This window comes from Mesorhizobium sp. Root554 (assembly GCF_001427025.1).
Taxonomy (GTDB): Bacteria; Pseudomonadota; Alphaproteobacteria; order Rhizobiales; family Rhizobiaceae; genus Mesorhizobium.
In genome coordinates, this window is the sequence record NZ_LMGA01000001.1 from 793,760 (window position 1) to 806,075 (window position 12,316).

The window sequence follows — 12,316 nt, forward strand, 5'->3', positions numbered from 1 at the left end:
CTCGGCCGGAACCCGTTTCATGATTGCGCGTTTCACGCCGACGTGATGCGCGGTATGGTTGGCTAATTGTTAAGACTGGCCGCCCTAGAGTGAGGACAACAATGTCCGTTTTTCGAGGAATGTCTGGAACGTCCATGAAGACCAGCCGCCGTTTTTTCCTTTCCGGTGCCAGCGCACTCGCCGCAACCATGGTTGCAGGCGGCGCCAGGGCGCAGGATGTCATTGGTGATATCCTGAAATCCTCGGGCAATTGGGACGATACGTTCGACGCCCGCGTCAGCGACAATGGCCGGGTGGCTTCGACCCTTCCGATCTTCAGCCCGCAGACGACCTCCTTCACCGAACAGGCGATCGGCCTTTATCAGGGCATCGTTTCGCAGGGTGGCTGGAGCCCGGTCCCTGCTACCAAGAAGCTGAAACTCGGCGTCGTCGATCCAGACGTCGTGCCGCTGCGCAAGCGCCTGATGGTCTCGGGCGACCTGCCGCAGAACGCCGGCCTTTCCGATGCTTTCGACTCCTATGTGGATTCGGCGGTCAAGCGCTTCCAGTTGCGCCATGGCCTGCCTTCGGACGGCGTGCTTGGCCAGTACAGCTATGCCGCCATGAACGTTTCGGCGCAGGTTCGCCTGGGCCAGCTTGAAACCAATCTCGTCCGTCTCCGCTCGATGGGCGGTTTCCTCGGCGACCGCTATGTGCTGGTCAACATTCCGGCGCAGCAGGTCGAGGCGGTGGAAAATGGCCGCGTCGTGCTGCGTCATGCCGCCATCGTCGGCAAGATCGACCGACAGACGCCGATCGTGAACTCCAAGATCAACGAGATCATCGTCAATCCGTACTGGAATGCACCGGTCTCGATCGTGCGCAAGGACATCATTCCGCTGATGCGGAAGAATCCGAACTATCTCAAGGACAGCCATATCCGCCTGCTCGCGCCCGATGGCAGCGAGGTCGATCCGGTGACCATCGACTGGTCGACGGAGGAGGCGGCCAAGTATCGCTTCCGTCAGGATCCTGGCGCCAACAACGCCATGGCTTCGGTGAAGATCAACTTCCCGAGCCCGGATGGCGTCTACATGCACGACACCCCGCAGCAGAGCCTGTTCGGCAAGCTGATGCGCTTCGATTCATCGGGCTGCGTGCGCGTGCAGAACGTGCGCGACCTCGTCACCTGGATTCTGCGCGACACGCCCGGCTGGGATCGTCAGCATTTCGAAGCGGCGATCAAGACCGGCGAGAGCACGCCGGTTCAGGTCACCAACCCGGTGCCGGTCTATTTCACCTACATCTCCGCCTGGTCGACCGGCGCGGGTGTTGTGCAGTTCCGCGACGACATCTACGGTCGCGACGGCGTTGACGAGCTGCAGATCACCTCTGCGCTGTAAGCCTTAGATATCTCTAATGAAAAGGCCGCCTCCGGGCGGCCTTTTCATTTCTGGTCGGGAAGATATGCCTACCATCTGACGTTCAAGCCGAGATTGCCTTCGAACACCTCGCGATTTGGCCCGCTGACCTCGGTCGTGTAGTCGGCGGTGGCGAACAGGCTTACGCTTTCGTTCATCTTGGCGACGATGCCGCCGCCGAACTCCAGCGACGTCCCGCCGCGTTCGGTAACGATCGGATCGGCATCGAACCGCACCGTGTCCGAGCCGTCGAATTCGTGCCAGAGATTGACCTTCAAATAAGGCTGGAGCTCGGTTCCGCCGAGATCGTAGGTGCCTTGCAGCCGGGCGCCAAGACGACCGGTGACGCCATTGTCGATATCGAAGCCCACTGCGGAGAAGCGATCGTGCGTGTCGTCCAGCGACATGTGGCGCCAGACGAGCTGGGCCTGCGGCTCCAGCATCCACCCATTGGCGATCACGATCGGATACCCGCCTTCGAGCGAGGCCGTCACACCGGCGCCATCGATGTCGATGCCTTCGCCGGCGTCCGATTTGGCGTTGCCGTCGAACCAGCTGCCCATCAACACCGCGTCGACATACCAGCCAGATGGGCCGACATGGGTGTAATAACCGCCAAAACTGGTCGCCGACATGTCCAGGCTGCCGACCTGCAGATTGTTCCAGCCGATGGCCTGGCCGCGGATATCGCCGGAGGCGTTGGCATACCCAAGGAACAATCCGGCCCGGTTGCGTCCGCCACCGGTATTGTCCCAGCCGAAGATGTCCGTCCCGGCCTGGAAGCCGTAGATGCTGCCGTCGAATGAAGGCGCGACCGTTCCATCCCACGATGCCTTGACCGATTGGCCGAACACGCGTGCCCAGCCGGCCGACAGGAGACCTGTGCCTGGCAGCAGGCTCTGTTCGCCGCGCCGCTCGTGGAACGTGCCAAGCGTCGCCATCGCCAGCTCGTGCGAAATGGCAGGCAGCACAGAATAGACCGGCACTTCGACCCGGTAGAGCGGGACGACGGCGCCTTCCACCGCGGTCGCACCGTCGGTCGGCGGCGTCGCGCCAGGTCCGGGAACCGGAGCGGGGTCCACGGGGAAGGTTGGCGGTGGGGGTGGCGGCTCGGGTGCCTCGGCCTCGGGCGGCGCCGGAGGCGTCGTTGGCGCGGGGTCTGTTTCATTCACTGGGGGCGTCGGATCGGCAGGGGGCGTCGTTGCGTCGCCCTCGGTTGGCGGTGGCGGTGGCGGCTCGGTCGCCGGTGGTGGTGGCGGCAACGGCGCCTCGGGCTGTTCCGGCGTCACTTCCGGCACCGGATCGACCGGCGAGGGCGCAGGCGCCGGCGTTGGCGGGGCCGGAACGTTCACGATGGTCGAACGCAGATAGTAGTTCTGTTCGGTGCCGCCGCTGACGCCGCCGCGGAACAGATAATATTCGTATGCGCCTGCGGCCACCCGGTCGCCAAGTCCGAAAGCGCCGTCCTGGGTCGTCGCGCCGTTGATCGCCTCGACCACCAGAATGCCGTCGAGCACGGTTGCGCCGCCCGCGCCGTCGGCATTACGGACGACGATCGAGGTCGTTCCAGTGGCTGCGCCCTCGGAGATGACGAGCTTGTCGCTGGCGGACGTATCGTCTCCAAGCACCGTATCGAGCAGCAGCACGCCGCCATTGCCGGTGTAGTTGCCGTTGATCGTCAGGATATCGGAGGTGCTGGGGCCGCCATTGGTTAGGTCGATGCGACCGGCGTTCACGACAGACGCCAATTGTCCCGCGATGAATGGCGAAATCGTCGCATTCATGCCGCCGGCGAACACGGTACTGGTTGAATCGACCGTCAGTTCGCCGGTGCCTGTGCCTGTGTCGCCCAGCACCAGCGCCCCGTCGAGGGTCAACTCGGTGTCGTTGGTCGCCGCGACGGTTTCCCAGTTCTGCAGGCGGGCAATGTCGTCCAGCGTCACGTTGGAAAGCGTCAGCCGGTCGTTGTCGAGCCCGCCATTGATCGCGTCGGTCTCGCCGAGATTGGCATTGGTCAGATTGGTGAGATTGGCGATATCGTTGCCGGCGCCCATATCGATCGTGCCGTAGACGATGCCGCCGCCGGACCAGTCCACCGTATCGGTGCCGAAACTCATCAGCACATTGCCGCCGACCGAGCCGCCGGTCATGGTGAAGGTGTCGGTGCCGCCGCTGACGCTGACATTGCCGCCGATCGTGCCGTTGGAGATGATGATCGTGTCGTTGCCGAAGCCGGCGACGAGGTTCTTGTCGATGGTGCCGCCAGACATGTCGAATGTGTTGTCGTCGAGCTTCATGTTGACCCGGCCAATCCGGCCGCCGGTCATCACGGCGTAGTCGCCGTCATCGAAGAAATCGACGATCCGCCCGCCTTCCATGCGGAAGGTATCGAGATTGTCGCCCTGGTTGAGCGACTGGACCACGCCGCCGGTCATGACGAAATCGTCGGTGCCGCTGCCCTGCTGGACGTTGCCGGTGATGGTGCCGCCGCCGATGACGATGGCATCTGCGCCAGCGCCGAACACGACGGTTCCGTCGATGGTGCCTGTCCCTCCTGTGGGCATTTGCAAGGCGTTGTCGCCGCCCGGATCGTTCAGACCGAGGGCGGTGCCACTGTCACAAATGTAAGTGTCGTTGCCGGCCGTGGGCGCGAACGTGCATGCGGCAAGGGCCGGTGCGGTGTGGAGAAGCGCCGAGAACGAGAGGGCCCCGAGAGAAGTCGAACAGAGCAGGGTGCGATGTAGCGAGATTCGAAGCGGCATGATCCCTCCGGTTGTGCGGCAGTTCTCCATCCCATTCGATTCATCCCCGACACGAAAAAGACATGATTTGGACGAGGCCGCAATCCAAATCGGCCCAACAAAGTGAACGTGGTGCAAACGAACAGGTTAATTTCGCGCGTGGCCGATGACACTGTCCAATGGCTCATGCTAAGGCGCTGCCAGATTCTAGGCTCTGGCTGAAAGGTGCACGCAATGGCTGGAAATTCGACCGAATCATTCTTTTCGGCGCCACTGGAGGAAATCGATCCCGACATTTTCGGCGCCATTCGCAACGAACTCGGCCGCCAGCGCCACGAGATCGAACTGATCGCTTCGGAGAACATCGTCTCCCGCGCCGTATTGGAAGCGCAGGGCTCGATCATGACCAACAAATATGCGGAAGGGTATCCGGGCAAGCGCTATTATGGCGGCTGCCAGTTCGTCGATGTCGCCGAGGAAATCGCCATCGAGCGGGCAAAGAAGCTCTTCGATTGCAAGTTTGCCAACGTGCAGCCGAACTCAGGCAGCCAGATGAACCAGGCGGTGTTCCTGGCCCTGCTGCAGCCTGGCGACACATTCATGGGCCTCGATCTCAACTCCGGCGGCCACCTGACCCATGGTTCGCCCGTGAACATGAGCGGCAAGTGGTTCAAGGTCGTGTCCTATGGCGTGCGCAAGGACGATCACCTGCTCGACATGGATGAAATCGAAAAGCAGGCGCATGAGACGAAGCCGAAACTGATCCTGGCCGGCGGCACCGCTTATTCGCGCATCTGGGACTGGAAGCGCTTCCGCGAGATCGCCGATGCCGTGGGCGCCTGGCTGATGGTGGACATGGCGCATATCGCCGGACTGGTCGCCGGCGGCGTGCATCCGTCGCCGCTGCCGCACGCCCATGTGGTGACGACGACGACGCACAAGAGCCTGCGTGGCCCGCGTGGCGGCATGATCCTGACCAATGACGAGGACATCGCCAAGAAGATGAATTCGGCGGTGTTCCCCGGCCTTCAGGGCGGCCCGCTAATGCATGTCATCGCCGCCAAGGCCGTCGCCTTCGGCGAGGCGTTGCAGCCAAGCTTCAAGACTTATGCGGAGAACGTCGCCGCGAACGCCAGGACGCTGGCCTCCACTTTGCAGGAAACCGGTCTCGATATCGTTTCCGGCGGCACCGACAACCATCTGATGCTGGTCGATCTCCGTCCGAAAAACGCGACGGGTAAGCGGGCCGAGGCGGCGCTCGGCCGCGCCAACATCACCTGCAACAAGAACGGTATACCGTTCGATCCTGAAAAGCCGTTCGTGACGTCGGGCGTCCGCCTGGGTACGCCTGCCGGCACCACGCGCGGTTTCGGCAAGGCGGAATTCACCGAGATCGGCATGCTGATCGCCGAGGTGCTGGATGGGCTTAAAGTCGCCAATTCCGACGAGGGCAACGCCGCGGTGGAAGCTGCCGTGAAGCAGAAGATCGTGGCGCTGACCGATCGTTTCCCGCTTTACCCCTATCTGGGTTGACGCTGCGTCCGCGTCGCTCGCCAGCGGCGCGGACGTCAATGTCGATGATCGGCGGCCAGCGCTTCGGGGCCGTCGGTCCGGGCATCAAAGGCTCAGACATAGGCAATTGATCGATCGAAGAATGACCGACACCTTTGGCAAGACCGTACGGCTGGTCGCGCTCCTGAACCTCGGCTATTTCGGGATTGAATTTGCCGCGGCCATCTGGGTCGGATCGGTATCGCTTTTCGCCGACAGCATCGATTTTCTCGAAGATGCCTCCGTCAATTTCCTGATCCTGGCAGCGCTGGGTTGGTCGATCCGGAATAGGGCGCGGCTTGGAATGGCGTTGGCGGGGATACTGTTGATTCCGGCCCTGGCGACCCTTTGGACGGCCTGGGAGAAATTCAACGTACCGGTTCCGCCAGCGCCCGTTCCACTGGCGGTCACAGCTTTGGGCGCCATTGTCGTCAATTTTTCCTGCGCGCTCATGCTGGCTCGTTTTCGTCATGCCGGCGGCAGCCTTGCCAATGCAGCGTTTCTGTCCGCGCGCAACGATGTTCTGGCGAATGCCGCGATCATCGCAGCGGGTTTGGTTACGGCATTCGTCTGGAAATCGGCGTGGCCGGATATTGTCGTTGGCCTTGCCATCGCCGTGCTGAACGCGGACGCGGCTCGCGAGGTTTTCACCGCCGCCAGACGCGAACACGCCGAAAGCTAGCCACTCCGGGGCAGTTGATTTCCCGGACGGCCGCCATCACATCTCCATCGAGTATTGTGGACTTTGATTCCGCCCGCAAAAGCCTCTAAGCCTTCAACCGACCGAGTCCCAACGCCAGGCCGCCCATGCGCTGTCCCTATTGCCAGTCCGAAGACACGCAGGTGAAGGATTCGCGCCCGGCGGAGGACGGCGCGGCCATCCGCCGCCGACGCGTCTGCCCCGATTGCGGCGGCCGTTTCACCACCTTCGAGCGCGTGCAGCTGCGCGATCTGGTCGTCGTCAAGAAATCCGGCCGCAAGGTACCCTTCGACCGTGACAAGCTGCTGCGTTCGGTCGAGACGGCGGTGCGCAAGCGCAATGTCGATCCCGAGCGCATAGACCGCGCGGTCACCGGCATCGTGCGCCAGCTCGAAAGCTCCGGAGAGACCGAAATTCCGTCGGCGGAGGTCGGCCGGCTGGTGATGGACGCGTTGAAATCGCTCGATGATGTCGCCTATGTCCGCTTTGCCTCCGTGTACCGCAATTTCCGCGAGGCGAAGGACTTCCATGACGTGCTGGGCGAACTGAAAGGCGACGAGGAAACGGCGGAGTGACCGCGAAGGATCGTGCAGGGTTGGAGACGCTTGACCGCCGCTACATGGCGGCGGCGCTTCGCCTGTCGCGCCGCAACGCCGGCCGCACCTCCACCAATCCGTCCGTCGGCACGATCATCGTGCGCGACGACGGCGCAGGCCCGATGATCGTCGGCACGGGCGTCACCGCGGTCGGCGGGAGGCCGCACGCCGAGACCGAGGCGCTGGCCGAAGCCGGCGATTTGGCGCGCGGCGCGACCGCTTACGTGACTCTTGAGCCGTGCGCCCATCACGGCAGTACGCCGCCCTGCGCGAATGCGCTCGTCAAGGCAGGCGTCACCCGCGTCGTCGGCGCGGCCAGCGATCCCGACCCTCGTGTTTCCGGCAAAGGCTACGCCATCCTGCGCGCCGCCGGCATCGAGGTCGTCGAGAAGGTGCTGGTGTCGGAAGCAGCCGGCCAGATGGCCGGCTACATGAGTCGATCTCTCAGGAAACGGCCGGAAGTGATTCTGAAGCTTGCGCTTTCGAGCGATGGCATGATCGGCGAACGAGGCGCCGGGCAGGTTTCCATCACCGGTGAGATCGCCCGTCGCGAGGTCCATCTTCTCCGCGCAGAGGCGGACGCGGTGCTTGTCGGCATCGGCACCGTCATCGAAGACAATCCGGCACTGACGGTGCGCCTGCCGGGCCTTGAGAATCGTTCGCCCGCCCGCATCGTCCTCGACCGCCAGATAAGGCTGCCCGAAAACTCCAGGCTGATCGCCGGCATTGACCGGGTGCCGGTCTATGTCGCCGCCTGCGCGGAAGCCGATGCGCTTCGGCGCGCCACGCTGGAGCGGCTGGGCGTACGATTCATCGGCACCGAGACGCACAACGGGCAAGTGGCTCTGCCCGAACTGCTGGAAGATTTGGCCGCGCTGGGCATGGCCAGTGTCCTGATCGAAGGCGGGGCCAAGGTGGCCAAGGGGTTCCTCGAAGACGGACTTGTCGACCGCATCGTCCTGTTCCGGGGACCCAATGAGATCGGCAAGGGCGGCATCGCTTCACCGCTCGACGAAAACAGCATTCCCGCCGGTTTCGTCAAGTTGCGCGAGATGAGCTTTGGCGACGATGTTTGCGCCGAATGGGCGAGGGACATCTGATGTTCACCGGTATTGTCACTGATGTCGGCACGGTTGCCGCGGTCAAGCCGCTGAAGGAGGGGGTAGGGCTGCGCATCGATACCGCCTACGACCCGGCGACCATCGACATCGGCGCGTCCATCTCCTGCGGTGGCGTCTGCCTGACGGTCACGGCGCTGCCGGAAGCTGGATCGAACGCCCGCTGGTTCGAGGTCGAGGCCTGGGAAGAGGCCTTGCGGTTGACGACAGCTGCCGGATGGCGCTCCGGAACGCGCGTCAACCTGGAACGCGCGCTCAAGATCGGCGACGAACTCGGCGGTCACATCGTTTCCGGGCATGTCGATGGGACGGCGGAGATCGTCGAGCGCAAGGATGAGGGCGACGCCGTGCGCTTTACACTGGAAACGCCGCGCGAGCTGGCAAAATTCATCGCGCCCAAGGGATCGGTGGCGCTGGACGGCACCTCGCTGACAGTCAACAGGGTGGAGGGGACCCGTTTCGACGTGCTTTTGATCCATCATTCCTTGCAGGTCACGACCTGGGGCGAGCGCCGGGCCGGCGACCGCGTCAACCTGGAGATCGACACCATGGCGCGTTATGCCGCCCGGTTGGCCGAGGCGGCGAAAGAAGGGCTTTGAGCCTCTGGAGGCGATTTCACGGGCCCGCTTCTCGACAGCGCTTGCGGTCCGCGCCGCTTCGGCCTAAGTCCAGCGGCAATTCCGGAGACCTTGATGGCTGGCATATCCGAACACGGCAAGGCGTTCATTCGCCCGCAGAAGAAGGCGCATCTTCTGATCGTCGAGGCGCGTTTCCACGACGATCTCGCTGATGCGCTGCTCGATGGCGCGACCAGTGCGTTGAAAGAGGCAGGCGCGACCTATGAGGTCGTGACGGTGCCGGGTTCTCTGGAAATTCCCGCAGTCATCACCTTCGCGCTCGACGGCGCGGCGGAAGGCGGAACGGACTATGACGGTTTCGTCGCGCTCGGCACCGTCGTGCGGGGTGACACCTATCATTTCGACATCGTCGCCAATGAATCGAGCCGTGCTCTGATGGACCTTTCCATTCAGGAATCGATCGCCATCGGCAACGGCATTCTCACCACCGAGAATGATGAACAGGCCTGGGCGCGTGCAAAAAAGAGCGAAGGCGACAAGGGCGGCTTCGCCGCGCGCGCCGCCCTGACCATGATTGCGCTGAAGGAACGGCTGGGAGGCAAGCCGTGAGCGAGCCGGCTTCTCCGGAGCAGACCGGCCGCCAGGCCAACAAGCGCGGTGCGGCAAGGCTCGCGGCGGTCCAGGCGCTCTACCAGATGGATGTGGCGGGAAGCGGCCTGCTGGAGATCACGGCGGAATACGAAGCCTTCCGCCTCGGCAAGGAGGTCGACGGCGCACTCTATCGAGAAGCCGACGCGCAATGGTTCCGCGCCATTCTCGCCGGCGTGGTGGAAAACCAGAAGTTTGTCGACCCGGTAATCCGCCAGGCGCTGACTGAGGACTGGCCGCTTTCGCGGCTGGATTCCACCCTGCGCGCCATCCTTCGCGCCGGCGTCTATGAGTTGATGAAACGACCCGACGTGCCTGTCGCCGTCATCGTCTCGGAATATGTCGACATCGCCAAGGCGTTCTATTCAGAGGACGAGCCGAAGCTGGTCAATGCGGTGCTGGACCGCGTGTCGCGCCGGGTTCGCGGCGAAGGCCGGGGCAGGGACGCCTGAGACATACTTCCGCTGGGCCAGCCGCTGGTTCGCCGTGTCATGATGCTCCTGGGCACAGCGGCTTCTAGCGTCGAACCGGGGATCCGGAGATTCGCATGACCGCCATCGCCATCGAACCGGCAAGGGAAGCGCGGCGCACGGCGCTGATCCTCGCAGCGGCGCAAGCAATCGTCGGCTCCGCCGCGCCGATCGCGATTTCCATCGGCGCGCTCGTTGGGCATTACCTGCTCGGCCCGGACAAATCGCTGGCGACGCTGCCGATCACTGGCTTCAACCTGGGCGTGGCCCTGGGCGCCTTGCCCGCCGCCGCCATCATCCGGGGGCTTGGCCAGCGAAACGGCTTCATGACCGGCACGCTTTTCACCGCTCTTGGCGGCCTCGTGGCGACGCTGGCATTGTTTGGAAGCAGCTTCTGGCTGTTTGCCGCCGGCCTGCTGGTGGTCGGCCTCGGCAGCTCGTTCGTGCAGCAGTTCCGCTTTGCCGCCGCGGACAACGCGCCGCCGGAATTCAAGGCGCGCGCCATTTCCTTCGTTCTCGCCGGCGGCGTCATCACCGCGATCCTCGGTCCGCAGATCGTGATCTTCACCCGCGAATTGCTGGCGCCGGTGATGTTCGCCGGTTCCTTCGCGGCAATTCTCGGCCTCGCTGCCGTCGGCGCGATCCTGCTGTCGTTTCTGCGCGTTCCGGCGACAGCCGGCGGGAAAATCGAGACGGTGGCCAGCGATGCGCGGCCGCTGACGGAGATCATAACCCGTCCGCGCTTCATCGTCGCCATGTTGTGCGGTGTCGGCAGCTATACGCTGATGAGCTTCGTCATGACCGGCGCGCCCCTGGCGATGGTCGGCTGCGGGCTGTCCACCGACGATGCCACGCTCGGCATTTCCTGGCATGTAATGGCGATGTTCGGGCCGAGCTTCTTCACCGGCTCGCTTATCCACCGCTTCGGGGCGGAGCGGATCGTTGCCATCGGCCTGGCGCTGCTCGTCGGCTGCGCCGTGGTCGCTCTTTCAGGGCTGCAGCTCTGGCAGTTCTGGACCGCGCTCATCCTGCTCGGCCTCGGCTGGAATTTCGGTTTCATCGGCGCCACCGCGATCGTGGCCGAAAGCTACCGGCCCTCGGAAAAGAGCAAGGTGCAGGGCTTCCACGATTTCGTCCTGTTCGGCTCCGTCGCCTTTTCGTCGCTGATGTCCGGCGCTGTCTACAACGCCTGGGGCTGGGACATGCTGAACTGGGTGGTATTTCCGGTGGTTGCGCTATGTCTGGTCGCGCTTGCCGGCCTCAGACTGACAGGGGCGCGCCGCGCCACCTGACACGACGCTGTCGGGAGCGCCGGCTGTCTTTTCAGCCTCCGCGCATAAAATTATTGCGCTGTTCCCTCATCCTATGAAACCGTATGCCCCGACGGGGCGTTCCAGCCATGCTCATATCGGCGACTCAGGTTTACAGAGGGATTTCAAAAATGCTGTCCAAGAGGCTTATTGCCGGCGCCGCGCTGGCTCTTGTCGTCGCAACCGCTTCGGCTCACGCCGCGCCGGTGGTGGTGTCCTCCAAGATCGACACGGAAGGCGGGGTGCTCGGCAACATCATCCTGGCCGTGCTGAACGCCAACAAGATCGAGACAGCAGACCGCGTCCAACTCGGCGGCACGCCGGTCGTGCGCAAAGCGATCATCGCCGGCGAAATCGACATTTATCCCGAATATACCGGCAATGCCGCCTTCTTCTTCGAAAAGGCCAACGATCCACTCTGGAAGGACGCGGCGAAGGGCTATGAGCAGGCGAAGAAGCTCGACTACGACGCCAACAAGATCGTCTGGTTGTCGCCTTCGCCGGCCAACAACACCTGGGCCATCGCGCTGCGCAAGGATGTCACCGACGCCAACAAGCTGGTGACGTTGAGCGACTTCGGCAAATACGTCGCCGGCGGCGGCAATGTCGTCCTGGCGGCATCCGCCGAATTCGTCAATTCGGAAGCGGCGCTGCCTGCCTTCCAGACGACCTACGGCTTTACGCTGAAGCCGGAACAGCTCATCACACTGTCGGGCGGCGACACCGCTGCCACCATCGCTGCTGCCGCCAACCAGACCAACGGCGCCAACGCCGCGATGGTCTATGGCACTGACGGCGGCATCGCGCCGTCGGGTCTGGTTGTGCTCGATGACGACAAGGGCGTGCAGCCGGTCTATCAGCCGGCGCCGATCATCCGCGAAGCCGTGCTCAAGGAACATCCGGAAATCGAGACGCTGCTGAAACCGGTGTTCGAAAAGCTGGATCTGGTCACGCTGCAGGAGCTGAACGGCCGTGTCCAGGTTGGTGGCGAGCCGGCGAAGGGCGTCGCGGAAGACTTTTTGAAGAAGAACGGGTTCTTGAAGTAGGGCATCCGCAGCGGCCGTTGATATGAGATTTCACTCTTATCCGGCTGGCTCGCAGCCACCTTCTCCCCGCGGGGAAGAAGCCATGCGAGCGAAGCGGAGGCTGGGTGAGGGTTGGAATCCGCTCAAGCCGGGCGATGCCGCAGGTCGAGGCCCGCTGC

The 12,316-nt window shown here is 63.5% G+C and carries 11 protein-coding genes; 10 read left to right on the forward strand and 1 reads right to left on the reverse strand.

What is annotated here, in order from left to right; all coding sequences use genetic code 11:
* The first annotated feature begins 134 nt into the window (after nt 1–134).
* The gene (locus ASD44_RS03875; protein ID WP_056109008.1) at nt 135–1,382 is read left to right on the forward strand and encodes a L,D-transpeptidase family protein; all 1,248 of its coding nucleotides are present in this window, start codon (nt 135–137) and stop codon (nt 1,380–1,382) included.
* A 68-nt stretch (nt 1,383–1,450) separates the two neighbouring features.
* On the opposite strand, the gene ASD44_RS03880 is transcribed toward ASD44_RS03875, so the two are convergent.
* On the reverse strand, nt 1,451–4,162 hold the full coding sequence (locus ASD44_RS03880; protein WP_056115409.1) for an autotransporter outer membrane beta-barrel domain-containing protein: 2,712 nt from the start codon (nt 4,160–4,162) through the stop codon (nt 1,451–1,453).
* A 213-nt stretch (nt 4,163–4,375) separates the two neighbouring features.
* Between ASD44_RS03880 and glyA the strand changes: the two genes are divergently transcribed.
* The 9 genes from glyA (at nt 4,376) to ASD44_RS03925 (ending at nt 12,158) form a co-directional block, all read left to right on the forward strand.
* Entirely contained in the window at nt 4,376–5,674 is a 1,299-nt protein-coding gene (gene glyA / locus ASD44_RS03885; RefSeq protein ID WP_056109012.1) for a serine hydroxymethyltransferase, read from the forward strand.
* Nucleotides 5,675–5,795: 121 nt separating this feature from the next.
* The gene (locus ASD44_RS03890; protein WP_056109015.1) at nt 5,796–6,374 is read left to right on the forward strand and encodes a cation transporter; all 579 of its coding nucleotides are present in this window, start codon (nt 5,796–5,798) and stop codon (nt 6,372–6,374) included.
* Between the two features lie 125 nt (nt 6,375–6,499).
* Nucleotides 6,500–6,967 carry a transcriptional regulator NrdR gene (gene nrdR, locus ASD44_RS03895; protein WP_056109018.1) on the forward strand — a complete coding sequence of 156 codons (468 nt, stop codon included), beginning with the start codon at nt 6,500–6,502 and terminating at the stop codon, nt 6,965–6,967.
* Between the two features lie 44 nt (nt 6,968–7,011).
* Entirely contained in the window at nt 7,012–8,088 is a 1,077-nt protein-coding gene (ribD, locus tag ASD44_RS03900) for a bifunctional diaminohydroxyphosphoribosylaminopyrimidine deaminase/5-amino-6-(5-phosphoribosylamino)uracil reductase RibD (protein ID WP_056115410.1), read from the forward strand.
* Nucleotides 8,088–8,705: a riboflavin synthase gene (locus tag ASD44_RS03905; RefSeq protein WP_056115413.1), complete on the forward strand. Its 618-nt coding sequence runs from the start codon at nt 8,088–8,090 to the stop codon at nt 8,703–8,705. The genes ribD and ASD44_RS03905 overlap by 1 nt, the downstream gene beginning before the upstream one ends.
* Nucleotides 8,706–8,798: 93 nt before the next feature.
* Nucleotides 8,799–9,293 carry a 6,7-dimethyl-8-ribityllumazine synthase gene (ribH, locus tag ASD44_RS03910; RefSeq protein ID WP_056109021.1) on the forward strand — a complete coding sequence of 165 codons (495 nt, stop codon included), beginning with the start codon at nt 8,799–8,801 and terminating at the stop codon, nt 9,291–9,293.
* Entirely contained in the window at nt 9,290–9,784 is a 495-nt protein-coding gene (gene nusB, locus ASD44_RS03915) for a transcription antitermination factor NusB (protein WP_056109024.1), read from the forward strand. Before ribH ends, nusB begins: the two co-directional genes overlap by 4 nt.
* Before the next feature lie 95 nt (nt 9,785–9,879).
* Nucleotides 9,880–11,094 carry an MFS transporter gene (locus tag ASD44_RS03920; protein ID WP_056109027.1) on the forward strand — a complete coding sequence of 405 codons (1,215 nt, stop codon included), beginning with the start codon at nt 9,880–9,882 and terminating at the stop codon, nt 11,092–11,094.
* Nucleotides 11,095–11,243: 149 nt separating this feature from the next.
* Nucleotides 11,244–12,158 carry an ABC transporter substrate-binding protein gene (locus tag ASD44_RS03925; protein ID WP_056109030.1) on the forward strand — a complete coding sequence of 305 codons (915 nt, stop codon included), beginning with the start codon at nt 11,244–11,246 and terminating at the stop codon, nt 12,156–12,158.
* The last annotated feature ends 158 nt before the right edge of the window (nt 12,159–12,316 follow it).